General features: G+C 66.9%; 22 protein-coding genes. 11 read left to right on the forward strand and 11 right to left on the reverse strand.

Annotated features, from left to right (window positions below):
- Positions 1-59: 59 nt before the first annotated feature.
- Positions 60-2,381, forward strand: coding sequence for a DNA topoisomerase IV subunit A (parC, locus tag ACV22V_RS23805; RefSeq protein WP_059703460.1), 2,322 nt, complete (start codon positions 60-62; stop codon positions 2,379-2,381).
- A gap of 247 nt (positions 2,382-2,628) precedes the next feature.
- A complete protein-coding gene (locus tag ACV22V_RS23810; RefSeq protein ID WP_059448642.1) occupies positions 2,629-3,087 on the forward strand; it encodes a CopD family protein in 459 nt (152 codons plus the stop codon).
- 62 nt (positions 3,088-3,149) lie between these two features.
- Here ACV22V_RS23810 and ACV22V_RS23815 read toward each other — a convergent pair whose 3' ends face one another.
- A complete protein-coding gene (locus ACV22V_RS23815; protein WP_059527394.1) occupies positions 3,150-4,034 on the reverse strand; it encodes a LysR family transcriptional regulator in 885 nt (294 codons plus the stop codon).
- 112 nt (positions 4,035-4,146) lie between these two features.
- Between ACV22V_RS23815 and ACV22V_RS23820 the strand changes: the two genes are divergently transcribed.
- Entirely contained in the window at positions 4,147-4,593 is a 447-nt protein-coding gene (locus ACV22V_RS23820) for a multidrug/biocide efflux PACE transporter (RefSeq protein WP_059527391.1), read from the forward strand.
- A gap of 36 nt (positions 4,594-4,629) precedes the next feature.
- On the opposite strand, the gene ACV22V_RS23825 is transcribed toward ACV22V_RS23820, so the two are convergent.
- The 7 genes from ACV22V_RS23825 to ACV22V_RS23855 all read right to left on the reverse strand — a co-directional run bounded on the left by ACV22V_RS23825 (position 4,630) and on the right by ACV22V_RS23855 (position 12,984).
- On the reverse strand, positions 4,630-5,844 hold the full coding sequence (locus tag ACV22V_RS23825) for a chromate transporter (RefSeq protein WP_059527389.1): 1,215 nt from the start codon (positions 5,842-5,844) through the stop codon (positions 4,630-4,632).
- Positions 5,845-6,040: 196 nt separating this feature from the next.
- A complete protein-coding gene (locus tag ACV22V_RS23830; RefSeq protein WP_059527386.1) occupies positions 6,041-8,380 on the reverse strand; it encodes a bifunctional diguanylate cyclase/phosphodiesterase in 2,340 nt (779 codons plus the stop codon).
- 217 nt (positions 8,381-8,597) lie between these two features.
- Positions 8,598-9,479 carry a PhzF family phenazine biosynthesis protein gene (locus ACV22V_RS23835; RefSeq protein ID WP_448015717.1) on the reverse strand — a complete coding sequence of 294 codons (882 nt, stop codon included), beginning with the start codon at positions 9,477-9,479 and terminating at the stop codon, positions 8,598-8,600.
- Positions 9,480-9,492: 13 nt separating this feature from the next.
- Positions 9,493-9,951 carry a RidA family protein gene (locus ACV22V_RS23840; protein WP_006478174.1) on the reverse strand — a complete coding sequence of 153 codons (459 nt, stop codon included), beginning with the start codon at positions 9,949-9,951 and terminating at the stop codon, positions 9,493-9,495.
- A 42-nt stretch (positions 9,952-9,993) separates the two neighbouring features.
- Complete coding sequence (locus tag ACV22V_RS23845; protein ID WP_059600352.1) at positions 9,994-11,175, reverse strand: aminotransferase-like domain-containing protein; 1,182 nt, start codon at positions 11,173-11,175, stop codon at positions 9,994-9,996.
- Positions 11,176-11,327: 152 nt separating this feature from the next.
- Positions 11,328-12,236 (reverse strand): DMT family transporter, encoded by a 909-nt coding sequence (locus tag ACV22V_RS23850; RefSeq protein WP_006752871.1) that lies wholly within the window; start codon positions 12,234-12,236, stop codon positions 11,328-11,330.
- 55 nt (positions 12,237-12,291) lie between these two features.
- Positions 12,292-12,984: a VOC family protein gene (locus tag ACV22V_RS23855; RefSeq protein WP_448015718.1), complete on the reverse strand. Its 693-nt coding sequence runs from the start codon at positions 12,982-12,984 to the stop codon at positions 12,292-12,294.
- 230 nt (positions 12,985-13,214) lie between these two features.
- On the opposite strand from ACV22V_RS23855, the gene ACV22V_RS23860 reads away from it, so the two are divergent.
- Positions 13,215-14,675, forward strand: a complete 1,461-nt coding sequence (locus ACV22V_RS23860) for an aminotransferase-like domain-containing protein (protein ID WP_448015719.1) — start codon at positions 13,215-13,217, stop codon at positions 14,673-14,675.
- A 362-nt stretch (positions 14,676-15,037) separates the two neighbouring features.
- Here the strand turns inward: ACV22V_RS23860 and ACV22V_RS23865 are convergent, their stop codons facing one another.
- Entirely contained in the window at positions 15,038-15,616 is a 579-nt protein-coding gene (locus tag ACV22V_RS23865) for a DUF2778 domain-containing protein (RefSeq protein WP_306453738.1), read from the reverse strand.
- Between the two features lie 140 nt (positions 15,617-15,756).
- On the opposite strand from ACV22V_RS23865, the gene htpG reads away from it, so the two are divergent.
- Genes htpG through ACV22V_RS23880 form a run of 3 tightly spaced genes read left to right on the forward strand, consistent with a single transcriptional unit; the run spans position 15,757 to position 18,736 of the window.
- Positions 15,757-17,655 (forward strand): molecular chaperone HtpG, encoded by a 1,899-nt coding sequence (htpG, locus tag ACV22V_RS23870; protein WP_223962484.1) that lies wholly within the window; start codon positions 15,757-15,759, stop codon positions 17,653-17,655.
- 8 nt (positions 17,656-17,663) lie between these two features.
- Positions 17,664-18,260, forward strand: coding sequence for a chorismate--pyruvate lyase family protein (locus ACV22V_RS23875; protein ID WP_448015720.1), 597 nt, complete (start codon positions 17,664-17,666; stop codon positions 18,258-18,260).
- Positions 18,260-18,736, forward strand: a complete 477-nt coding sequence (locus tag ACV22V_RS23880) for a DNA-deoxyinosine glycosylase (RefSeq protein ID WP_059527367.1) — start codon at positions 18,260-18,262, stop codon at positions 18,734-18,736. The genes ACV22V_RS23875 and ACV22V_RS23880 overlap by 1 nt, the downstream gene beginning before the upstream one ends.
- Before the next feature lie 37 nt (positions 18,737-18,773).
- On the opposite strand, the gene ACV22V_RS23885 is transcribed toward ACV22V_RS23880, so the two are convergent.
- Positions 18,774-19,028: a hypothetical protein gene (locus ACV22V_RS23885; RefSeq protein ID WP_448015721.1), complete on the reverse strand. Its 255-nt coding sequence runs from the start codon at positions 19,026-19,028 to the stop codon at positions 18,774-18,776.
- Between the two features lie 142 nt (positions 19,029-19,170).
- Between ACV22V_RS23885 and ACV22V_RS23890 the strand changes: the two genes are divergently transcribed.
- The 4 genes from ACV22V_RS23890 (at position 19,171) to ACV22V_RS23905 (ending at position 23,020) form a co-directional block, all read left to right on the forward strand.
- A complete protein-coding gene (locus tag ACV22V_RS23890; protein WP_059689427.1) occupies positions 19,171-20,088 on the forward strand; it encodes a hypothetical protein in 918 nt (305 codons plus the stop codon).
- 199 nt (positions 20,089-20,287) lie between these two features.
- The gene (locus ACV22V_RS23895; protein ID WP_011352801.1) at positions 20,288-20,530 is read left to right on the forward strand and encodes a DUF3311 domain-containing protein; all 243 of its coding nucleotides are present in this window, start codon (positions 20,288-20,290) and stop codon (positions 20,528-20,530) included.
- Positions 20,527-22,077: a monocarboxylate uptake permease MctP gene (gene mctP / locus ACV22V_RS23900; RefSeq protein WP_059527358.1), complete on the forward strand. Its 1,551-nt coding sequence runs from the start codon at positions 20,527-20,529 to the stop codon at positions 22,075-22,077. Before ACV22V_RS23895 ends, mctP begins: the two co-directional genes overlap by 4 nt.
- Before the next feature lie 430 nt (positions 22,078-22,507).
- Positions 22,508-23,020: a hypothetical protein gene (locus ACV22V_RS23905; protein WP_448015722.1), complete on the forward strand. Its 513-nt coding sequence runs from the start codon at positions 22,508-22,510 to the stop codon at positions 23,018-23,020.
- Positions 23,021-23,073: 53 nt separating this feature from the next.
- On the opposite strand, the gene ACV22V_RS23910 is transcribed toward ACV22V_RS23905, so the two are convergent.
- Entirely contained in the window at positions 23,074-23,526 is a 453-nt protein-coding gene (locus ACV22V_RS23910) for a VOC family protein (RefSeq protein ID WP_059527353.1), read from the reverse strand.
- Positions 23,527-23,725: the final 199 nt, after the last annotated feature.

A 23,725-nucleotide genomic window follows, 5' to 3' on the forward strand; every position in this document is an offset into this window, starting at 1 on the left:
CGCGCGGCCGGGCATGACGCCCGGCCCGGCCTCACGCCACTTACGAATACGGAATTCAGATGGACGACAATACTTCCGATCTCTTCGCTGGATCCGACGCACCGGACGCCGATGCGCTGACGCTCGGCAACTACGCGGAGCAGGCGTACCTCAGCTACGCGGTCAGCGTCGTGAAGAGCCGCGCGCTGCCCGACGTGTGCGACGGCCAGAAGCCGGTGCAGCGCCGGATCCTGTTCGCGATGAACGAAATGGGCCTCGGCCCGGATGCGAAGCCGGTGAAGTCGGCGCGCGTGGTCGGCGACGTGCTCGGTAAATACCACCCGCACGGCGACCAGTCGGCATACGACGCGCTCGTGCGTCTCGCGCAGGATTTTTCGCTGCGCTATCCGCTGATCGACGGGCAGGGCAACTTCGGCTCGCGCGACGGCGACGGCGCGGCGGCGATGCGATACACCGAAGCTCGGCTCACGCCGATCTCGAAGCTGCTGCTCGACGAGATCGACCAGGGCACGGTCGACTTCATGCCGAACTACGACGGCTCGTTCGAGGAACCGAAGACGCTGCCGAGCCGCATGCCGTTCGTGCTGCTGAACGGCGCGTCGGGCATCGCGGTCGGTCTCGCGACCGAGATTCCGTCGCACAACCTGCGCGAGGTCGCGGCGGCGGCGGTCGCGTTGATCCGCAATCCGAAGCTCACGCATGCGGAGCTGATGAACCTGATCCCCGGCCCCGACTTCCCGGGCGGCGGCCAGATCATCTCGAGCGACACCGAAATCGCGGCGGCCTATGAAAGCGGCCGCGGCAGCCTGAAGGTGCGCGCGCGCTGGAAGATCGAAGATCTCGCGCGCGGCCAGTGGCAGCTGGTCGTCACCGAGCTGCCGCCGAACACGTCGGGCCAGAAGGTGCTCGAGGAAATCGAGGAACTCACCAATCCGAAGCTCAAGCTCGGCAAGAAGACGCTCACGCCCGAGCAGCTCAACACCAAGAAGGCGATGCTCGACCTGCTCGACGCGGTGCGCGACGAGTCGGGCAAGGAAGCGGCGGTGCGGCTCGTGTTCGAGCCGAAGTCGCGCACGATCGACCAGACGGAATTCGTGAACACGCTGCTCGCGTACACGAGCCTCGAGTCGAACGCGACACTGAACCTCGTGATGATCGGCGCCGACGGCCGGCCGGGCCAGAAGGGGCTGCTGACGATCCTCGACGAATGGGTGAAGTTCCGCCAGCTGACGATGACGCGCCGCTGCCGCCATCGTCTCGCGAAGGTCGACGACCGCATCCACATCCTCGAAGGACGGATGATCGTCTTCCTGAACATCGACGAGGTGATCCGCATCATCCGCGAGTCGGATGAGCCGAAGGCCGCGCTGATGAGCGCGTTCGGTCTCAGCGACCGCCAGGCCGAAGACATCCTCGAAATCCGCCTGCGTCAGCTCGCGCGGCTCGAGAAGATCAAGATCGAGAAGGAACTCGAGGCGCTGCGCGACGAGAAGGCGAAGCTCGAGGAACTGCTCGCGAACGAAAGCGCGATGAAGCGGCTGATGATCAAGGAGATCGAGGCCGATGCGAAGCAGTACGGCGACGATCGCCGCACGCTGATCCAGCAGGAAAAGCGCGCGACGTTCGAGGCGAAGGTCGTCGACGAGCCGGTGACGGTCGTCGTGTCGCAGAAGGGCTGGGTGCGTGCGCTGAAGGGGCACGGGCTCGACCCGGCCGGCTTCTCGTTCAAGGCAGGCGATCACCTGTATGCGGCGTTCCAGTGCCGCACGCCCGATCGACTGATCGCGTGGGGCAGCAGCGGCCGCGTGTACTCGGTCGACGTGTCGGTGCTGCCGGGCGGGCGCGGCGACGGCGTGCCGGTGACGTCGCTGATCGAGCTCGAGTCGGGCTCGCACCTGATGCACTACTACGCGGCGCCGGCCGACCAGCAACTGCTGCTCGCGTCGAGCAACGGCTTCGGCTTCCTCGCGAAGGTCGGCGACATGGTGAGCCGCGTGAAGGCCGGCAAGTCGTTCATGACCATCGATGCGGGCGCGGTGCCGCTCGCGCCGATGCCCGTGCTGCCGAACGCGACGCAGGTCGCGTGTCTGTCGAGCGGCGGCCGTCTGCTGGTGTTCGGGATGGACGAGATGAAGACGCTGTCGGGCGGCGGTCGCGGCGTGATCCTGATGGCGCTCGACGACAAGGAAACGCTCGTGCAGGCGCTCGCGATCGACCCGGCCGGCGTCGTGCTGATCGGCACCGGTCGCGGCGGCAAGGCGCAGGACGAAACGCTGTCGTACGCGGGGCTCGCGCCGCACGTCGGCAAGCGTGCACGCAAGGGCCGCGCGCCGGAAACGAAGCTCAAGGTCGTCAACGAGCTGCGTCCGCTGCTCGGCTGACGCCGCATCCGTTGGCCGGTTCGACCGGCATCGAAGGCCGCACCTCCGCTTCGGCGGGCGTGCGGCCGGTTCTTTTTTGCGCGACGCATTCAGGTAAGCGCGAGTGGCGCCGTCACGCGGAACTTGCAAAATATTGTGAAATTCCGCCAGGGGTCTGAACCGCGCGGCGGCGCGCCGGTCGAACGTCGCTCGAGACCGCGCGTGACGCGGCCGTTCGTTGCATTCAACTCATACCAGGATTGCCGCCATGTCCCACGCCGTTGCCGTCGCGCTGTTTCTTCATCTGCTGGCCGTCGCCGTGTGGGTGGGCGGGATGGTCTTCGCGAACTTCTGCCTGCGCCCGGCGCTGTCCGACCTGACGCCGCAGTTGCGACTGCCGTTGATCGAGGGCGTGTTCGGCCGTTTCTTCAACTGGGTGTCGGGCTCGGTGATCGTGATCCTGCTGTCCGGCGGTTTCCTGCTCACGGCATTCGGCGGCGCGCACGCGACGTGGACGCTGCACGCGATGGCGGGGCTCGGTGTCGTGATGATGCTGATCTTCGGCCACATCCGCTTCGCGCTGTTCCCGCGCATCCGCCGCGCGGTGCAGGCGCAGAACTGGCCGGACGGCGCGCGCGCGGTGAACACGGTGCGCCTGCTCGTCGTCGTCAACCTCGTGCTCGGCGTCGTGACGATCGGCGCGGCCGTGCTGTCGCGCGGTTTCTGAGCGCGAACCCCTGACCTTGCGGCGCCGTTCGGCGCCTGCCGCCGGCGCGATGCCGCGCGCCGCTACGCGGCCAGCATCGCATCGAGCAGCCACGCGCCGGCCGGGCCGAGCGGCCGGTTGCGCGACCACACCGCATCGACCCGCACGCGGCGCGGCCAGCCGCGCGAGCGCAGCTCGCAGAGGCGATCGCGCGCGAAGTGCTCGACCATCCAGCGCGGCAGCTCGGCCCAGCCGAACCCCAGCACCGCCATCTCCAGCAGCATCAGGTAGCTCGGCGCGAGCCAGCGCTGCGTGCCGATGACGATCCGGTCGTCGGCGCCGCGATCCTCCGGTTTCACGTACGTGTTGAGGCGCAGCTCGCGCGCGTCGCGCAGCGCCGAATGCGGCACGTCAGCGTCGCCGCAGGCCGCCAGCGCGTGCGTGCGCCCGACGAACAGCCCGATCTCCGATTCCTCCGCCACCGTCGCCGCGCCGATATCGGGCGGGTAGACGGCGCGCGCGGCCATCAGCCCGAGCTGTGCGCGGCCCTGCTGGATCAGGTCGAGCACGTCCTCGTGTTCGGCAATCTGGCATTCGAGTTCCAGCGTCGGAAAGCGCCGCTCGAGCGCCATCAAGGTTTCCTCGTAACGCTTCGATTGATACGTATCGGACACGACGAGCGTCAGCCGTGCTTCCTCCCCCTGCGCGAGCCGCGCGGCGGTGCGGTCGATCGCCGCGCCGGCTTCCAGTGCGCGCTGCACCTGCGGCAGCAGCGCGCGTCCGGCATCGGTCAGCGTCGGTGTGCGCGTCGAGCGATCGAACAGCTGCACGCCGAGATCGATCTCGAGGTTCGCGATCGCTTCGGACACCGTCGACTGGCGCTTGCCGAGCTTGCGCGCGGCGGCCGTGAACGAGCCGAGCAGCGCGGCTTCGGCGAAGGCGAGCAGGGCTTCGGGGGCGTGGCGCATGCGTGGATCTCACATCGTTGTATCGGTAAAACCGATGATATCAAACTGGATTCATGCATGTACGCCGATCAAAATGGCCGACATTTGCTGCACAACCGAATTGGAGGGAACCATGAAACAGATGAACAAAACGGTGACGGAACGCCTCGTTCACGCGCTGACGTTCGAGCTGGTGGCGATCGCGCTGTGCGCGCCGATCGGCGCGTGGCTGCTCGACATGCCGGTGTCGCACGTCGGCGTGCTGACGGTGATGGTGTCGCTGATCGCGATGGCCTGGAACATGACGTTCAACACGCTGTTCGACCGTTTCGAGCGCCGCGCCGGCCTCACGCGCACGCTCGGGATGCGGATCGCGCACGCGGTCGTGTTCGAGCTCGGCCTCGTCGCGATGGTGGTGCCGGTGGCGGCGTGGTGGCTGAACGTGAGCCTCGTCGAGGCGCTGCTGCTCGACCTCGGCATCGTGCTGTTCTTCCTGCCGTACACGTTCTGCTTCAACCTCGCGTACGACGCGCTGCGTGCACGCTGGGTCGCGCGCCGCGTCGCGGTGCAGGCGAGCTGAGCGGCAATCGTCCGGCGGTGGTGGGAGGGGTTGCCGTCAGTGCGCGATGGCGGCCCACAACAGCCATCCGCCGCATACGATCGCGACCGCACCGTAGACGGCGTACACGGGCACCTTGAAGCGCGCGAAGCACAGCGTCGCGAAGGCGCCCGTGAGCCAGTAGACGGGATCGGCCGGTTCGCGGTGCAGGATCCTCACGACGGCGACGACGAGAAAACCCGTCGTCGCCGCGCGCAGCAGGCGCATCCCGTGCTCGAAGCGCGAGTGGCGCTTGAGCCGGAACAGATGGTTCTGCGCGAACACGACGAGACACCCCGACGGAATGAACAGCGCGGCGGTCGCGAGCAGCGCGCCGGTCCAGCCGTCGGTCAGGTAGCCGAGAAACGGCACGACGTTCAGCAGCGGGCCGGGCGACACCGGCGATAGCGCGAACGCGAGCGTGAAGTCGTGATCGGAGATGCCGGTGGCCGGCGACACGAACAGCGTCTTGAGCACGGGCAGCGCGGAGAAGCCGCCGCCGAACAGCGTCATGCCGGCGCCGGCGAGCCGCGGCCACAGCAGCGTCTCCTGGTAGTCGCCGGGCAGCGGCAGCGCGAACAGTGCGACGAGCACGGCGAGCAGCACGAGCAGGTTGCGGTCGCGTTTGGACAGCGTGAAGTCGACCGCGTCGTGTTGCGGCGGCCCGGTCAGCCAGCCGGCTGCGAACGCAGCGAAGAGAATCCCGACGAAAGCGGCCGGACTATGCGCGAAAGCGAGCAGAATCGTCGAGAGCGCGGCGATCGCCCGTTCGAGCCGCGTGCTCGCGAGCGTGCGCAACTGCTTGACCCACGTGACGCCGATCAGCGCGGCAAGCACCATCCCGAAGTGATTGATCAGCATCGGCGCGGCGAGCGAGCGCACGATCGGCGTGCGATAGAAGATCGCGAACAGCGTCATCAGCACGGAGAACGGCAGCACGCTCGCGATGCCGGCGATCCATGCGCCGATGCGGCCATGCAGCGTCTGGCCGACCTGCACCGCGACATTGCAACCGACGGGGCCTGGCACGAGCCATGCGAGGGCGACGAGATCGGCGAACACGTGCGGCTCGATGCGCTGCAACCGGTCGACGTAGTGGCGTTCGAGCTGCGCCATCATCGAAAGCCCGCCCCACGACACGGCGGAAATGCCGGCCACGACCTTGAACAAGGCCCATAGGGATGCCTGTGTCTGTTCGACACGTTCGGCCGCTTCGACTTCGATGGTTGTCATGACGGTGCTGTTGGCGCTGGGCCTGGTCTCGCGCGTGGAAACGTGCCGGCGGCCCGCCGACACGATGGCCCTCCCGATTGTCCGCCGCGCGTCGTGACACTGCCATGCGCGAAAACGCTAGTTAATGAACTAAACAACCGGATCGGAAACCGAAATAATCGGTGTGCTGCGCAACATGGCCGCGCGGGCCGCGGGCTCAGGCGCCGGTGCTGCCGGTTGCGCGGTGCGCGAGGACACTCGGCCGGTCGCCGCGCACGCCGAAGCGCGCGATCAGCGCCGGGATCGCGTCGGCCGGCACGGGGCGGGAGAACAGGAAGCCCTGCGCTTCGATCTCGCCGAGCGCGGACAGCCATGCGATCTGCTCCTCGGTTTCGGTGCCTTCGACGACCACCGTCAGGCCGAGCGAGCGCGCGAGATGCACGATCGACGACACCATCACGCACACGCTGCGATCGTTCGGGATCGCCTGCACGAACGAGCGGTCGACCTTCAGCGTATCGACGGAGAAGCGGTGCAGGTACGACAGCGACGAATAGCCGGTGCCGAAATCGTCGAGCGCGATCCGGATGCCGAGCTTCTTCAACGCGACGATCTTCTCGGACACGAGCTCCGGATATTCCATCATCGCGGTCTCGGTGATCTCGATTTCGAGCCGGTTCGCCTCGATGCCGGTGTCCTGCAGCGCCTGCGAAATCGTCTCGATCAGGTCGCCGCGCCAGAACTGCACCGGCGAGATGTTGACCGCGAGCGTCAGCGTGTCGTGGCCGTCGTCGCGCCAGCGCGCGATCTGTTCGCACGCGGTGCGGATCACGAAGTCGCCGATCGGCACGATCAGGCCCGTCGATTCGGCAATCGAAATGAATTCGTTCGCGGAGATGATGCCGTGCTCCGGGTGATCCCAGCGCGCGAGCGCCTCGAAGCCGGTGATCGTGCGGTGCGTCAGGTCGATCTTCGGCTGGTAGGCGAGGAACAGCTGCCCCTCGGCGAGCGCGACGCGCAATTGCTGTTCCCAGCGCATCAGGTGGTCCGCGCGATGCGACAGGTGCGGCGCGTAGAACTGGTAGCAGTTCTTGCCCGCGTCCTTCGCGCTGTACATCGCGAGGTCGGCCTTCTTCAGCAGGTCGATCTCGCTTTCGTTCGCGACGGTGTGCAGCGCGATGCCGATGCTCGCGTGCAGCACGAACGAACTGCCGCGCACGTCGAACGGCTCGGCGAACATCCGGATGATCGCTTCCGCGAGCCGCACCGCGCGCCGTTCGACGTCGTCGCCCTTCATCACGACAACGAACTCGTCGCCGCCGATCCGCGCGAGCGACCCTTCGTCGCCGACGGCATCCGACAGGCGCGACGCGGTCATCTGCAGCACGATGTCGCCGGCGTTGTGGCCGAGCGTGTCGTTGACGGTCTTGAAGTTGTCGAGGTCGATGAACAGCAGGCCGAGCCGCGACAGGCTGGCCGGCATCGACACGTCGTTGCGCAGCCCGCGCAGCGTCGCGTAGCGGTTCGCGAGGCCGGTGAGGAGGTCGTATTCGGCGAGCTGGGTCATCTCGCGCTCGCGGCCGAGCAGTTTGCCGATCAACCCCGTCGCGACGCCGAAGAATGCGAGCATCGCGAGCGTGATAAAGCTCGTCATCAGCAGATAGACGTTGCGCGTGTGGTAGTAGTCCGCGAATTCCTCGGACTGCGACAGCCCGACCATCACCGCGAGCGGATAGCCGTCGAGGTGGCGGTACGACACGATGCGCGTCACGCCGTCGATCGGGTCGATGATCGTGCCCGTCACGCGCTCGGCGATCGGATAGACGCCCGACGCGGAGAACGCACCGGGCGCGTTGTTGAGCGAGCCGGTTCGCCGCGCGAGGACGGTGCCCGTGTCGGACACCACGGCGATCACGCCTTCCTTGCCGATCGCCGCGTTGTTGTAGAAGTCGTTCGTGAAGTAGCTCGGGTCTTCCGACACCACGACGATGCCCGCGAAGCTGCCGTCCGGATTGTTCAGGCGTCGTGTCATCTGCAGCGTCCAATGGCTCGACACGCGGCCGAGCACGGGCTTGCTGATGTACAGGCGATCGTCGTTGTGCGCGAGGTGGACCTTGAAGTGCTCGCGGTCGGCCAGGTTGATCGGCTTCGGATGGAGTTCGGCCGTGTTCGCGAACAGGACGCCCTTTGCGTTGACGAGCGAAACCTGGATCAGCGTGTCGCTCGGCACGACGCCTTTTTCGACCGCGCTCGCGAGGTTGAAGTGCGCGGGCGATTTCTCGAATTCGAACTTGACGAAGCGGGTGATCTGGTCGACCTGATGGATGGCCTTGACCGTGTGCTGTTCGAGCGCGGACGACAGGATCGCCGCGGAAGCCGCCGCTTCCTTGTATGCGCTGTCCTTTTCGACCGACAGCCGCGCGACGATCACCGCCCACAGCAGCGCGAGCGCCAGCATCCCGAGCAGCGGGATCGCGAACAGCGCGCGCCGGCGCGACTTGCGCGGCGCGCGCAGCGGTCGGGTCGGCGGCGTGTGGTTTGACCGGGCGGAGCTCATCTGAGAGGGCGGCGTCCTGCTCGCGTGCGTCATCCGTCAGGATGGCTGGCTATGGTTCGGGTTGTCCCGACGTCTGTTCGTTCGCGGGACACGCAACCATGGACAGACCTCCGAAACAACGGATTAGGCCCGATATTACTGGCTGGAACGTTTTTGCGATAGTTGGGCGAATCGTAGGGGCGCCGGGCGGGCCGGCGCCGGCGCACATCGCGGAATGTTACACGGGCGACCGGAAGGTGCCGTCGACGACCGTGACGACGTGGCCGCCGATCCACGTGGTGCCATCTTCGTCATAGCTGACGGAGATGCGGCCGTCGCGGCCGATCGCCGTACCCTGGCGGGCCGTATACGACGGGCCGGGGCGGCGTTCCTGCCGCGTCAGCAGCCCGGCCAGCGCGGCGTTTGCGCTGCCGGTGACCGGGTCCTCGCCGAAGCCGAAGTTGCCGCCCGTCATCAGGCAGCGGATTTCGAACGTCGCGGGGCCGCCTTCGGCGTGCGGCGCGTAGACCGCGAGGCCGTCCATGCCGTAGCGGTGCGTGAGCGCCGCCAGCGCGGCCGGATCCGGCGACAGACCGATGCACGCGTCGGCCGACTTCAGCCGCACGACCAGCCACGGCGCGCCGTTGTCCACCGCGCACGGCTCGGCTTCCAGGTCGATCGCGTCGCTGCGCAACGCGGCAGCCAGCGCCGCGTAGTCCGAACGGTCGAGCGGCGTGACGCGGGCCGGCGGCGCGGCGAACGCCCAGCCGCCGGCCTGCTCGCGCAGCGCGACCCGGCCGACCCCGCACTGCTGGATCAGCCGGCCCGGCGTGCGCGGCCGCGCGCCGCTTTCCAGGAACGCATGCGCGGTGCCGAGCGTCGGGTGGCCGGCGAACGGCAGTTCACCGGCCGTCGTGAAGATCCGTACGCGGTAGTCGGCGTCCGGATCGGTCGGCGTGCAGACGAACGTCGTTTCCGACAGGTTCGTCCAGCGGGCGATCTCGAGCATGGCGTCGTCGCCGAGCGAATCGGCGTCGAACACGACGGCGAGCGGGTTGCCCTTGAACGGCACCGACGTGAAGACGTCGACCTGCTTGAAGCGGACGAGACGACCGGTCATCTCGATGCGCCCGTTACGCGACTTCGGCGATCAGTTCGATCTCGACGCACGCGCCGAGCGGAATCTGCGCGACGCCGAACGCCGAACGCGCATGCTTGCCTGCGTCGCCGAACACTTCGGCGATCAGTTCCGACGCACCGTTCGTCACGACGTGCTGTTCGGTGAAGTCGAGCGTCGAGTTGACGAGGCTCATCAGCTTCACGATGCGCGTGACCTTGTTCAGGTCGCCGGTGTGCGCGTGCAGCGTCGCGAGCAGGTCGATCGCGATCGAGCGGGCGGCCGCCTTGCCGTCTTCCGTCTGCAGATCCGCGCCGAGCTTGCCGGCCCAGACCTTGCCGTCCTTCTTCGCGATGTGGCCCGACAGGTAGACCGTGTTGCCGCTTTGCGCGCTCATCACGTAGGCGGCGGCCGGTGCGCCGGCGGTCGGGAGTTCGATGCCGAGCGACTTCAGTTTGTCGTAGACGTTAGCCATGTGTTCGATTCCTCGTTGAGAGTCGTGACAGGAAAAAGGGGATCAGAGACGCTCGCGCAGCAGCTTGCCGAGACGCGCAACGCCTTCCTCGATCTTCTCCGGCGGCACCGTCACGAACGACAGGCGCAGCGTGTTCTGCTGCGGGTCGTTCGCGAAGAACGGCGCGCCCGGCACGAAGGCGACGTGGTTGGCGACCGCGGCTTCGAGCAGCTTCATGCTGTCGATCTGCGCGGGCAGGTTCACCCAGATGAACATGCCGCCGTCCGGGCGATTCCACGTGACGCCTTCCGGCATGTGGCGCGCGAGCGACGCGAGCATCGCTTCGCATTGCGCGCCGTACAGCTGGCGGATCGTCGGGATGTGCTCGTCGAGGAAGCCGTCCTTGATCACTTCGTGCGCGATGCGCTGCGTGAGCGTCGGCGTGTGCAGGTCGGTGGCCTGCTTGGCCTGCACGAGCTTGAAGTGGAGTTCCTCGGGGGCAATGATGTAGCCGATCCGCAGGCCCGGCGCGAGCACCTTCGAGAACGTGCCGAGGTGCACGATATGGTCGGGCGCCATCGACAGCATCGTCGGCAGCGGCTCGCCCTGATAGTTCAGCGCGCCGTACGGGTCGTCTTCCAGCACCGGGAACGGGCTCGACTGCGCGAACGCGGCGAGCGCGCGGCGCCGCTCGACGGGCAGGCGGCGGCCGGTCGGATTCTGGAAGTTCGGCTGCGCGTACAGCAGGCGCGCGCCTTGCGTCAGGTCGGGCGTGAGGCCCTCGGGCAGCAGGCCCAGTTCGTCGGTCGGCACCTGCACGTAGCGCGGCTCGTACAGCGAGAACGACTGCAGCGCGCCGAGGTAGGTCGGGGTTTCGACGAGGATCGGGCTGTCCGGATCGATCAGCGCCTTGCCGAGCAGGTCGAGCGCCTGCTGCGAGCCGGTCGTGATCAGCACCTGCGACACGCGCACGCTGTAGCGCTCGGCGATCCATTCGCGCAGCGGCAGGTAGCCTTCGGTCGCGCTGTACTGGAGTGCGGCGGCGGGCGCATCGCGCAGCACGCGGTCGGCCGCGGCGCGCATGCGTTCGGCCGGGAACGTCGCGGGAGCGGGCAGGCCGCCTGCGAACGAGATGACCTCGGGGCGTTCCGTGACCTTCAGGATCTCGCGGATCGCAGAGCTCGTCAGCTTGCGGGCGCGTTCGGAAAGCTGCCAGTGCGGCGGATGCAGGTCGCTCGGATTCATAGTCTCCTCGTTCGGATATCGTGGTCAGTCAAGAAAGGTCGATCGGGCTGATCGCGTCGACGCGGCCGGGTGGGCGTGCGGGAGCGCGACCGGGCCGTCGCGGCCGGGTGGGCAAAACCGTTCAGGCAAAACGAACATTATGGCGCACCTCATCAACCGGCGCGAGCGGGACGCGGGGCCGTGGCCACCGCCGAGCGCCGGCCGAGCATCACGGTCGCGATCACGGCGGCCGCGAACAGCCACGTCGACGGCGTCACCGTCTCGCCGAACAGCAGCGCGGAAAAGGCGATCGTGAAGAATATCTGCAGCAGCTGCACCTGGCCGACGCGCGCGATGCCGCCCATGGCGAGCCCGGCGTACCACGCGAAAAAGCCGATGAATTGCGAAAAAAGGGTCACGTAGCCGAATGCGAGCCACGTACGCAACGCGAGCGGGGCAGGGTGCGCGACGTGCTGCGTCCACGCGAGCCAGCCGACCGGCAGCACCAGGAACGGTGCGGACACGACGAGCGCCCAGCAGATCACCTGCCAGCCGCCGATCTGGCGCGCGAGGCGCGCGCCTTCCGCATAGCCGAGCGCGCCGATGCCGACCGCGACGAGCATCAAAGCGTCGCCGGCCTGCACCGTGCCGCCGCCGTCGCGCAGCGCGAACGCGATCACGAGCGCGCTGCCCGCCAGCGCGCTGGCCCAGAACGCCTTCGACGGCCGTTCGTGCGACAGCCACGCCGCGTACAGTGCGACGAACAGCGGCTGCAGCCCGTTGACGACCGCGCCGTGCGAGGCCGGCACGGTTTTCATCGCCCAGGCGGAAAACACCGGATACGCGATGATCACGCCGGCCGACACGACCGCGAGGCTTTTCAACTGCGCGCGGGTCGGCAGCCGTTCGCGGCGCCACCACAGCAGCAGGCCGGCCGGCACCGACGCGGCGAGCGCGCGGCCGAGCCCGTTCAGCAGCGGGTTGAGTTCGGAGACGACGATACGCGTCATCGGCAGCGTCAGGCTGAAGATCATCACGCCGATGAGGCCGAGCAGCATGCCCCGGGTTTCGCGCGAATTCATGAAATGGGTGTCTCCGTATTGCGGGTTTCGTGTAATCGAGGGGCGGCAGCGGCGTTCAGCGCAGCGTGCGTGCGCCTTGCGGCGTGTCGAATTCGGCGACGAGCGCCGGCGGGGCGTCGCCGATGTCGAGGTCGAGCAGATGGCCCGCGCCGAGCCAGTCGAGCTGCTCGCGGATGACGTCCGCACGCGGGTGGACGCCCTTGAGCGCCTTCAGTGCGACGCCGTCGTTCGGCAGCGATTCGGCCGGATGGCGCGGGCTGTCCCACTGGATCAGCGATGGCACGAGGCCGTCGCCGGCGCCTTGCCAAGCGGGGAAGGCGCCGTCGTCGGGCACCGTGAGACCCCAGCTCAGGTCGCCGCGCCGCATCGCGACGACCGGCGCGATGCGCGCCGGGTACTGGCGTTGCCACATCGCGAGCTGGCGCGGGCGGTCGACGCGTGCGACCCAGTGCGCGAGGAACGGGCCCTGCGCGAGCCTGGCATGCATCGCCGGATCGTCGAGGCCGAACAGCCGCGCGCGCGGCGGCGTGGCGTCGTCGCCCGTGGCGGGCGCATCGGGATCGATCGCGATCACTTCGAGGTACAGCCCGCCCCACGCGCCGAACAGCGCGTTATGGGTGCGCATCAGCGGATGGCGGCCACCGCCGGCCGGTTCGATGCCGAGCGACGCGGCGACATGGCGCACGCCTTCGTCGAGCGTGCGCGCGGCGATCACGAGATGGTCGAGGGTCAGGGAGCGGGCTGGCATGAACGTCGGTCGGGAAGCGAAAGTGTCATGGTAGGCGGGCGATGCGCCGGGCGGTTGCGGAACCGGCCGGTGCCCGGGCCGCGATACGGGCCCGGCGGTGCGGCGCCGCGTGCGGCAAGGCCGCGACGGCGGCCGCACGATCGCCATTCCGGTCAACTGTAATCGTCGGCACCGGCACAGTAACGGTACAATCGGCGCGATAGCCTTCGGTACAGTTGGAGTCGCCGCTCATGTCCACCGTCCCCCTCGCCCAGATTCCCGCGCCGCACGATACGGCCACGCTCACGCTCGTCGACCAGCTCGTCCAGTGGGCGCGGCGCCGCATCGACGAACGCGTGTTCCGGCCCGGCATGCGCATGCCGTCGATCCGCAAGCTCGCGCTCGACAAGAGCGTGTCGCGCTTTACCGTGGTGGAAGCGTACGAACGGCTCGTCGCGCAGGGCTATCTCGACTCGCGACGCGGCTCGGGCTTCTACGTGCGCGAGCGCACGGCCACCGGCCCGCAGCCGGCCGACAACGGGGTGCGCGTGGCCGAGGCCGCGCCCGTGCACAACACGATCGACGTCGTCTGGCTGCTGCGCAACATGCTGCATACCGTCAGCCCGGAAAAAGGGCCGGGTCTCGGCTACCTGCCGGGCCGCTGGCTCGACGGCGAGCTGATCACCGGCGCGCTGCGCGCGCTCGGGCGCCAGTCCGGCGCGCAGATGCTCGGTTTCGGCACCGCGCAGGGCTTCCTGCCGCTGCGCCAGCAATTGCAGACGCGGCTCGCGGAAGTCGAGATCGGCGCGAAACCCGAGCAGCTCGTGCTGGTGTCGGGCATCACGCAGGCGATCGACCTGATCTCGCGGATCTACGTGCGGCCCGGCGATGCGGTGATCGTCGGCGATCCCGCGTGGTTCCAGATGTTCGGCCGCTTCGCGTCGCAGGGCGCGCAACTGGTCGGCATGCCCTATACGCCCGACGGCCCCGATCTCGACGCGCTGGAAACGCTCGTGCAGATGTGGCGGCCCAAGATGCTCGTGATCAATTCGGTGCTGCAGAATCCGACCGGCACGTCGCTGTCCGCCGCACAGGCGTTCCGGATCCTGAAGCTTGCCGAGGCGTACGACTTCCTCGTGGTCGAGGACGACGTGTACGGCGACCTGTGCCCACCGAGCTATCCGGCCACGCGACTCGCGAGTCTCGACCAGCTGAAGCGCGTGATCTACCTGGGCAGCTATTCGAAGACGCTCGCGGCGAATTTGCGGGTCGGCTATGTTGCCTGCGCGCCGGAGATCGCGAAGGCGGTCACCGACCAGAAGATGCTGGTCGGGATGACGACGCCGGAGCTCAACGAGCGCGTGTTGTACAAGATCCTGACCGAAGGGCATTACCGGCGTCACGTGGAGCGGCTGCGCGCGCGGCTCGACGGCGTGCGCGACAAGACCGCGCGGATGCTCGAGCGTACCGGGCTGCGGCTCTTCACGATGCCGGCGGCGGGGATGTTCCTGTGGGCCGACACGGGCGTCGATTCGGACGCGCTCGCGGCCGCCGCGCACGAGGAAGGGTTCCTGCTGACGCCGGGAAGCCTGTTCTCGCCGCAGCAGTCGTCGTCGACATGGACGCGCTTCAACGTCGCGAACTGCGGCGATCCGGCACTGCCGGGGTTTCTCGCGCGCTATATCGAAGCGGCGGCGCGGCGCGCGTCGTGACGGCGGCGTGCCGCGCTTCGTCATCCCGCCGCCCGGTTCCAGCAATTGCGAAGCGGGCGGTCCGGCGCGCGGGACGCGGCGCTCAAGAGGTCATTCGAGACGGGATCGATTGAACCGTCCGAAGATCCGGCAGCAGATGAACGTAAGAAGGCTTACTACCACCGCGGACACGACAAGTGCGTAGTAGATATCGAAATTCGCTGAAGACTCGCAATCGTGCGCGGAGAACAGGCGGTCCAGCCACAGCGAGAGCGCTGGCGGCGGGGCAGGGACAAGGTCGGGATGACGAATCCACCAATAGGTCAGTGCAAGCGATGCAAACGAAATCCATGCAATGACCGTGCAGATTCGGAGTAGCCGCTTCACCACACTGCCACCATTCCGTATGCGCGCAGCATGCTTCCGGGTATGGGATGCAGGCCGTTGTTGACCAGGAGCTCCCGCAAACGCCGGAAGTCGCTTTGACTGTCGATCACGATGCATCCACGGCTGATTCCGCGAAGGCCGCGCGGATGCAGGCGGAACTGGCCTCGTTGCACGTCGTCGCACAGTGTGGCGTCGTCAATCGAGCCATCGGCCGCATATAGTGCGAACCATTCCGATTTTCCGCCGACACGATCATGCAGCCATCCGAGCCTGCCCCCTGATCGTCGGTCGACAACGTAATATTCTCCGGGCGGAATCGGTCCGCGTTCTGCAACGCAGGCAGCCGTCCGAGCGTTGACGTAAGGGGGAAGTCCTGAGAATGCCGGCAGTTCAAGGCCGCGAATCTGGAAGTGGCTGATGGGTTGATCATTAAGCTCAAAGCTGCATGGAATCATTTCGTTCTCAATTCGGGTAGCGATACGGTATTTCAGCGAATTGAAAGCGGCGCGAACATTGGATCGGTCCGAAATTCGCGCGGTAAAAGCGCTAATTCGCGACTCGACCCACACGTGCATCCGGACAAGGCACCGAAGCACACGGCCGAGCCCTTGAAATCCAGCCGGCCGCCCCCAGATGGCGGCAACAACCGGTCGGCCCCGGCATCGTGCGCCGGGTGCCCGGGGTTACACCATTCATGTAAGAGGAAACAGCATCCATGGCACACGAAACGATGAGCTTTCAGGCAGAGGTCAAGCAACTCCTCCACCTGATGATTCATTCGCTCTACAGCAACAAGGAAATCTTCCTGCGCGAACTGGTGTCGAACGCGTCCGACGCGGCCGACAAGCTGCGTTTCGAAGCGCTCGCGGACAACGCGCTGTACGAGAACGATCCGAATCTGCGCATCCGCATCGGCTTCGACAAGGCCGCACGCACGATCACGATCGAGGACAACGGCATCGGCATGAGCCGCGACGAGGCGATCGCGAACCTCGGCACGATCGCGCGTTCGGGCACCAAGGAATTCTTCACGAAGCTGTCCGGCGACCAGCAGAAGGACGCGGCGCTGATCGGCCAGTTCGGCGTGGGCTTCTACTCGGGCTTCATCGTCGCAGACAGGATCACCGTCGAGACGCGCCGCGCCGGCCTGCCGGCGAACGAAGCCGTGCGCTGGGAAAGCGCGGGCGAGGGCGATTTCACGATCGACGCGATCGAGCGCGCGCAGCGCGGCACGACGATCACGCTGCATCTGCGCGAAGGCGAGGACGAACTGCTGTCGTCGCACCGCCTGAAGTCGATCATCCAGAAGTATTCCGATCACATCGCGCTGCCGATCCTGATGCAGAAGGAAGAGTGGGATCAGGAAAAGGGCGAGATGGTCCTGAAGGACGAGGACGAGACCGTCAACCAGGCGAGCGCGCTCTGGACGCGTTCGAAGAGCGACGTCACCGACGAGCAGTACACGCAGTTCTACCAGCACATCGCGCACGACCACCAGGATCCGCTCACGTGGACGCACAACCGCGTCGAGGGCCGCAGCGAATACACGCAGCTGCTGTTCGTGCCGGCGCACGCGCCGTTCGACCTCTGGAACCGCGATTACCGCGGCGGCCTGAAGCTGTACGTGAAGCGCGTGTTCATCATGGACGACGCCGAGCAGCTGCTGCCGCAATACCTGCGCTTCGTGAAGGGTGTCGTCGATTCGGCCGACCTGCCGCTGAACGTGTCGCGTGAAATCCTGCAGGAAAGCCGCGACGTGAAGGCGATCCGCGAAGGCGTGACCAAGCGCGCGCTGTCGATGCTCGAGGAACTCGCGAACGCGGAAGAGGATGCCGGCAAGGAGAAGTACAAGACGTTCTGGAGCGCGTTCGGCCAGGTGCTGAAGGAAGGTCTGGGCGAGGATCACGCGAACCGCGAGCGGATCGCGAAGCTGCTGCGCTTCGCATCGACGCACGGCGACACCGACGCGCAGGACGTGTCGCTCGCCGACTACGTGTCGCGCATGAAGCCCGAGCAGAGCAAGATCTACTACGTGACCGCCGATACGTGGCAGGCCGCGAAGAACAGCCCGCACCTGGAAGTGTTCCGCAAGAAGGGCGTCGAGGTGCTGCTGCTGACCGATCGCGTCGACGAATGGATGCTGTCGTTCCTGCATGAATTCGACGGCAAGCCGCTCGCGAGCGTGGCCCGCGGCGATCTCGACCTCGGCGAGCTGAACGACGAGGAAAAGAAGGCGCAGGAGCAGGCGGGCGAGGCGATCAAGCCGGTCGTCGAGAAGATGAAGGAAGCGCTCGGCGACAAGGTGAAGGAAGTGCGCGTCACGTTCCGCCTGACCGATTCGCCGTCGTGCCTCGTCGCGGACGACAACGACATGAGCGGCTACCTGCAGCGGATGCTGAAGGCGGCCGGCCAGAACGCGCCGGCGATGCAGCCGATCCTCGAGATCAACCCGGAGCACGCGCTCGTGAAGCAGCTGAACGCCGACAGCGCCAATTTCGGCGACTGGTGCCACCTGCTGTTCGACCAGGCGTTGCTGGCCGAAGGCGGGATGCTCGACGATCCGGCGAGCTTCGTGAAGCGGACCAACGCGCTGCTGCTGTCGCGCACCGCGTGAACGCGCGGATGCGATTCGACGGCGCACGGGCGGGCTGGCGCGAAACGCCCCGGCCCGGCTGCACGCTCGATCAGCGCGACTGGCTGACGCGCGGCGGTTCGCTGACCGCGCATCTGGCGCGGCTCGGCAGCGTGAGCGTGCGCGTGACGCGCGAGGCCGTCGACTGCCCGTGGTTCGACGAACCGGACGCGCTCGACAGTGCGCCGCGCGCGCCGATGTGGGTGCGCGAGGTGATCCTGTCGGTCGACGGCATGCCGTACGTCGCCGCGCACAGCATCGCGCCGCTCGCGGCCAGCAAGGGTGTCTGGCAGGCGATGCGGCGGTTGCGCACGCGGCCGCTCGCGGAGCTGCTGTACAGCGATCCGCAGGTGGAGCGCTCCACGCTCGTCAGCCGGCGCGTGATCGCCGGTCATCCGCTGTATGCGCTCGCGAGCCATGCGTTGCAGGGCGCGCGGGCGCCACATGCGTTCGCCGCGCGGCGCTCGGTGTTCCAGCGGCACGGCAAGCCGTTGATGGTCACCGAATGCATGCTGCCCGCGCTGTGGCGCCATCTCGATGCGCACAGCGACGGGCCGCGATCCGCCGGGCCGCGCGGAGCGGCGTGATGCTGCAGGGCTTTCCGCCGGTCGTCGGGCCGCATACGCACACGATGATTCTCGGCAGCTTTCCGGGCGAGGCGTCGCTCGATGCCGCGCAGTACTACGCGCATCCGCGCAACCAGTTCTGGCGGTTGCTCGGGGCGGTGCTCGGCGAGCCGGGGCTGCACGAGCTCGTGTACGACGCGCGGCTCGAGCGCGTGCTTTCGCACGGCATCGGCATCTGGGACGTCCTCGACGCGTGCCACCGGCAAGGTAGTCTCGATTCTGCGATCCGGAATGCGAAGCCGAACGACTTTGCGTCGTTGCGCGCGCATGCGCCGTTGCTGAAGAAAGTGTGTTTCAACGGCAAGACGGCGGGGCGGTTTGCCGACGTGATCGGCCAGGCCGGGTACGACACGCTGGTGCTGCCGTCGTCGAGTCCGGCGAATGCGATGCTGTCGTTCGAGCAGAAGCTGGTGCAGTGGCGGGCGATTCTCGCCTGACATCGATCCGGATCGCGCGCGGACGTCGCCGCTGCGCTCAGTCGTCCTTGCCCCATCTCCACCTGGGCTTTTCGCCCTTGATCCAGCAAACGGCGGTCAACAGCGCGACCAACACCGCGATGCATGCAGCGTATGCGATCGGCGACCGGTGCGGCGGCACCAGCCACGCGCTCGCGATGATCCCGATCGCGAACAGCAGCAGTACGACCCAGCCCTGCCAGGCGACCGGCAACCCCCATCCCCATCCGTAGCGCTTCGCCGGAAACCAGATCCTTTTGCCGTTCGGGTTCATGTGTTCTCCTTCGATCACCGAGCGCAGCGTAGCGCCAACCGGCTTCGAAGTCATGCAGGGCAGGGTGGGCGGCACGGCCGCCATCGCTCACCAATGCTATCCTCTCGTCCGCTCATCCAGCGTCACCCAGCGAGATTCAATCATGACCCGACTGATCAAGCGCGCGTCCGCCGAGGCGCGCGCGTTCAAGCAACGCAAGCCGGCCGCCTACAACGGCTCCGACAAACTCCAGCCGGCGCGCGTGAAGCGCCGTCCGGAGATCGACGAACACGACGACGTGCCCGTCCTCGAGGCGCCGCGCAAGCCGCGCTTCGCGCCCGTCACGTTCTCCGAAGAGCGCGGCGTGCGCTTCCTGCACTTCGGTACCGAATGGGTGCAGGGTGCGATGCGGATCTCGAAGCCGCTGCACATCGAGCTCGAATACGCGCAGCAGATGATGGCGTGGCTGCTGTTCCTCGAAACGCCCGAGCGGATCGTCCAGCTCGGGCTCGGCACCGGCGCGCTGACCAAGTTCTCGCACCGCTTCCTGCCGCACGCGAAGGTCGAGGCCGTCGAATTGAACCCGGCCGTGATCGTCGCGGCGCGCACGATGTTCGCGCTGCCGCCCGATGACGCACGCCTCGTCGTGCACGAAGCCGACGCATGGGATTTCGTCAACGATCCGGCCAACCGCGGCACGACGGGCGCGCTGCAGATCGACCTGTACGACGCGACCGCGCGCGGTCCGGTGCTCGACAGCGTCGCGTTCTACCGCGCGGTGCGCGGCTGCCTCGCCGACGCGGGCATCGCGACGATCAACCTGTTCGGCGACCATCCGAGCTTCGTGCGCAACATGAAGCATCTGAACGCGGCGTTCGACCATCGCGTGATCGCGCTGCCGGAAGTGCACGACGGCAACCGGATCGCGATCGCGTTCTCGGGCCCCGCGCTCGACGTGTCGTTCGCGCAGCTGGAGGCCCGCGCGAAGCTGATCGAGGACACGCTGAAGCTGCCCGCGCGCAAGTGGGTGAAAGCTTTGAAAGAAACGATCGGCGCACGCGAATCCTCGTTCGCGATCTGACGCTCATGCACCGGTCGCATGCCGGTGCAACCAGCCTGACTGGGGGCGGATCACCTCGGGTTCGCCCCTGCTTGACCGCTCGCTCGCGGCTCCTATACTGGCGCGAAGCCAGGGGAGCCGCAGCTTACCCGTTTTGCCCCTCCTCTCGCCGCCGTACCCGCTTGACAAGATCGATAACCGGGAAAGATGAGGAGACGTCATGGCTCACGATGCCGACGCCAATCGGGCCGCCAAGCGCTGGCTCTGGCTGCTGGTGCTGCCGCTGATCGCGATGGTCTGGGTGCCGTCGTACAGCAAGATCGAACCGCAATGGTTGGGTTTTCCGTTTTTCTACTGGTACCAGTTGCTGTGGGTGTTCATTAGCGCGGTGATCACCGCGTTCGTGTATTTCAAGACCAAGAACGCGTGGAAGGCGAGCGGCCCGCAAGGAGGTGCGCGATGAACCTCGGCGCAACCTTCGTCTTCGTCCTGCTCTTCATCGGCGTCACGATCATCGGCTTCCTGGCCGCGAACTGGCGGCGCGGCGATCTCGCCCACCTCGACGAATGGGGCCTCGGCGGACGCCGCTTCGGCACGATCGTCACGTGGTTCCTGCTCGGCGGCGACCTCTATACGGCCTATACGTTCGTCGCGGTGCCCGCGCTCGTGTTCGGCGCCGGCGCGATGGGCTTCTTCGCGTTGCCGTACACGATCCTGATCTATCCGTTCGCGTTCGTCGTGTTTCCGAAGCTGTGGAGCATCGCGAAGCGGCACGGCTACGTGACGGCCGCCGACTTCGTCAACGCGCGCTACGGCAGCCGGATGCTCGCGCTCGCGATCGCGGTGACGGGCATCCTCGCGACGATGCCGTACATCGCGCTGCAGCTCGTCGGCATCGAAGTCGTGATCGGCGCGCTCGGTTTCGACACGACCGGCTTCATCGGCGATCTGCCGCTCATCATCGCGTTCGCGATTCTTGCCGCATACACGTACACGTCGGGGCTGCGCGCGCCCGCGATGATCGCGATCGTGAAGGACATCCTGATCTACATCACGATTGCCGCGGCGGTCATCGTGATCCCGGCGAAGCTCGGCGGCTTCGGCCATATCTTCGCGTCGGTGCCGCCGGCGAAGCTGCTGCTGAAGGCGCCCGACGCGGCCAGCCTGAACGGCTACAGCGCTTACGCGACACTCGCGATCGGTTCCGCGCTCGCGCTGTTCCTGTATCCGCACTCGGTCACGGCGATCCTGTCGTCGGCGTCGGGCAACTCGATCCGCCGCAACATGGCGATGCTGCCTGCGTACTCGTTCGTGCTCGGCCTGCTCGCGCTGCTCGGCTACATGGCGCTCGCCGCGGGCGTGAAGGACATGCCGCAGTACGCGCCGTACTTCAAGGCGTTCGGCCCGAACTTCGCGGTGCCCGCGCTGTTCCTCGAGTATTTCCCGTCGTGGTTCGTCGGCGTCGCGTTCGCGGCGATCGGCATCGGCGCGCTGGTGCCGGCGGCGATCATGTCGATCGCGGCCGCGAACCTGTACACGCGCAACATCCACCGCGAGTTCGTGAACCGCAACATGACGCACGACCAGGAGACGCACGTCGCGAAGCTCGTGTCGCTGATCGTGAAGGTCGGCGCGGTGGCGTTCATCCTCGGGCTGCCGCTGACCTATGCGATCCAGCTGCAGCTGCTCGGCGGGATCTGGATCATCCAGACGCTGCCCGCGATCGTGCTCGGCCTGTACACGCGGCTGCTCGACCACCGCGGCCTGCTGGCCGGCTGGGCGGCGGGCATCGTGTGCGGCACGTGGATGGCGGTGTCGCTGAAGCTTGCGAGCTCGATCTTCACGATCCACCTGTTCGGCCTTGCGATCCCCGGCTATGCGGCCGTGTGGTCGCTGGTCGTGAACCTCGTGGTGTCGGTGGTGGTCAGCGTGCTGGTGCGCGCGATGGGCATGGCGCATGCGGAGGACCGCACGCGGCCGGAGGATTACCTCGACGTCGTCGAGAGCTGAACGCACCCGAGCTGTTGCAGTTTCGACACGGCGCCCGCGACGCAAATCGCGGGCGTTTTGCATGGTCCGCCGCGAACGCCCCGTGCGGCCGTGCTTCCGTTCTCGTTGATCTCCAAGCGATTCTAGGACGACCGCGCCGCGGTGAAAATCGGTGTATGACCGATTGGAAGAGGCGCTTGCCGATTGTCAATATTGCGTCCCGCCCGGCCCACGCCGGGTGATTCGATCTCGACACGATTCGACTACATGAGGGATGCAATGATGAAGATGGGGTTGCTGGTGCTCGGCCTGTGGTGCGCCGCGCTTGCCGGTTGTGTGAACGCGTACTACCGGTGAGGCCAACGATGAGAGTCCTGTTGATGTGGGTGCTCGTCGCCCCGATCCTGCTCGCCGGCTGCGCGAACATGTATTACCGGTGATGGTGGGTCCGATGAAAACGATCTTGCCGGCCGCGATGCTGTGCGCGATGCTCGCCGGTTGCATTTCAGTCTACGGTCCTGGACAGCGGTACGCGGCGCGCGATGCGCCGTCGGAGCAGCAGGATACGTCCGACCGCGCGCACGGCGCCGACGATGCATCGGGCATCGTGATCGGCAATCGCAAGTACGACGAAGTATGGACGGCCGTCGCGCAGTTCTATGCGGACCACAAGCTTGCCGTGCGCGTCAGCGATCGCGACGCGGGCCTTCTGGCCGCCGCCTATGCCGATTATCCGAACGCGGGCAATTTCCTGGATTGCTCCGCGCTGAAGCAGACGTCGAACGTGACGCATATGCTGAAGGTCGTGACGCGCATCGACGACGCCACGCAAGGCGTGACCGTGTCGATCGACGTCGCGGGCACGGCCAGCGTGGTCGCGGCCGGCAAGCAGAAGAGCGCGCGCGTCGCGTGCCATTCGAACGGCACGCTGGAGCGGGCGCTGGCGGAAGTGCTGCGCAAGTAGCGAGGCCGCCCGGATCCCGGCGCTTGCGCGGCGGTCCGGGCGGCGCGGGTGCGTTACTGTCCCGCGCGTTTCGCGAGATCCTCGCGTTGCGAGAGGTCTTCGACGTTCACCATCCAGTGCACGCCGAAACGATCCTTCGCCATCCCGAAGCCGAGCGCCCAGAACGTCTTGCCGAACGGCATCGTCACCTCGCCGCCGTCGGCGAGCGCATTGAACAGCTTCTGACCTTCCTCGACCGTCGCCGGGTTCAGCGACAGCGAATAACCCGAATGCGTGCCGCCCGGCTGGCTGCAGTCGCCGTCCGAGCACATGATCATCGAGTCGCCGATCGTGAAGCTCGCATGCATCACCTTGTCGCTCATCTCCGGCGACATCGGGTAGTCGGGATTCGGCGGCGCGTCCTTGAAGTGCATCTTGAACATCGTCTTCGCGCCGAGCGCCTTTTCGTAGAACTGAAGGGCCTCTTCCGCGCGGCCGTAGAACGTCAGATACGGTTGGACTTGCATCGTTGTCTCCTGTTGACCGGCCCGGCGTGTCGGTGCCGGCCCGGGTACTTCCAAGATTGACCGGGAAGAGCACGCCGGGATGCGGCCGGCGCACTCGTGACGTGGATTGTAGTGCGCGCGCTTGACGATGGAATGAAAAATAAAAACGGCCGCGAACACGCAGTTCGCGGCCGTTTGCCACGCTTGCTGACGGCTGTTG

Source organism: Burkholderia sp. AW33-5, from assembly GCF_053427615.1.

Coding starts and splice junctions, on each gene's coding strand:
- parC (WP_059703460.1), top strand. CDS start 60: ATGGACGACAATACTTCCGATCTCTTCGCTGGATCCGACGCACCGGAC.
- ACV22V_RS23810 (WP_059448642.1), top strand. CDS start 2,629: ATGTCCCACGCCGTTGCCGTCGCGCTGTTTCTTCATCTGCTGGCCGTC.
- ACV22V_RS23815 (WP_059527394.1), bottom strand. CDS start 4,034: ATGCGCCACGCCCCCGAAGCCCTGCTCGCCTTCGCCGAAGCCGCGCTG.
- ACV22V_RS23820 (WP_059527391.1), top strand. CDS start 4,147: ATGAAACAGATGAACAAAACGGTGACGGAACGCCTCGTTCACGCGCTG.
- ACV22V_RS23825 (WP_059527389.1), bottom strand. CDS start 5,844: ATGACAACCATCGAAGTCGAAGCGGCCGAACGTGTCGAACAGACACAG.
- ACV22V_RS23830 (WP_059527386.1), bottom strand. CDS start 8,380: ATGAGCTCCGCCCGGTCAAACCACACGCCGCCGACCCGACCGCTGCGC.
- ACV22V_RS23835 (WP_448015717.1), bottom strand. CDS start 9,479: ATGACCGGTCGTCTCGTCCGCTTCAAGCAGGTCGACGTCTTCACGTCG.
- ACV22V_RS23840 (WP_006478174.1), bottom strand. CDS start 9,951: ATGGCTAACGTCTACGACAAACTGAAGTCGCTCGGCATCGAACTCCCG.
- ACV22V_RS23845 (WP_059600352.1), bottom strand. CDS start 11,175: ATGAATCCGAGCGACCTGCATCCGCCGCACTGGCAGCTTTCCGAACGC.
- ACV22V_RS23850 (WP_006752871.1), bottom strand. CDS start 12,236: ATGAATTCGCGCGAAACCCGGGGCATGCTGCTCGGCCTCATCGGCGTG.
- ACV22V_RS23855 (WP_448015718.1), bottom strand. CDS start 12,984: ATGCCAGCCCGCTCCCTGACCCTCGACCATCTCGTGATCGCCGCGCGC.
- ACV22V_RS23860 (WP_448015719.1), top strand. CDS start 13,215: ATGTCCACCGTCCCCCTCGCCCAGATTCCCGCGCCGCACGATACGGCC.
- ACV22V_RS23865 (WP_306453738.1), bottom strand. CDS start 15,616: ATGCACGTGTGGGTCGAGTCGCGAATTAGCGCTTTTACCGCGCGAATT.
- htpG (WP_223962484.1), top strand. CDS start 15,757: ATGGCACACGAAACGATGAGCTTTCAGGCAGAGGTCAAGCAACTCCTC.
- ACV22V_RS23875 (WP_448015720.1), top strand. CDS start 17,664: ATGCGATTCGACGGCGCACGGGCGGGCTGGCGCGAAACGCCCCGGCCC.
- ACV22V_RS23880 (WP_059527367.1), top strand. CDS start 18,260: ATGCTGCAGGGCTTTCCGCCGGTCGTCGGGCCGCATACGCACACGATG.
- ACV22V_RS23885 (WP_448015721.1), bottom strand. CDS start 19,028: ATGAACCCGAACGGCAAAAGGATCTGGTTTCCGGCGAAGCGCTACGGA.
- ACV22V_RS23890 (WP_059689427.1), top strand. CDS start 19,171: ATGACCCGACTGATCAAGCGCGCGTCCGCCGAGGCGCGCGCGTTCAAG.
- ACV22V_RS23895 (WP_011352801.1), top strand. CDS start 20,288: ATGGCTCACGATGCCGACGCCAATCGGGCCGCCAAGCGCTGGCTCTGG.
- mctP (WP_059527358.1), top strand. CDS start 20,527: ATGAACCTCGGCGCAACCTTCGTCTTCGTCCTGCTCTTCATCGGCGTC.
- ACV22V_RS23905 (WP_448015722.1), top strand. CDS start 22,508: ATGAAAACGATCTTGCCGGCCGCGATGCTGTGCGCGATGCTCGCCGGT.
- ACV22V_RS23910 (WP_059527353.1), bottom strand. CDS start 23,526: ATGCAAGTCCAACCGTATCTGACGTTCTACGGCCGCGCGGAAGAGGCC.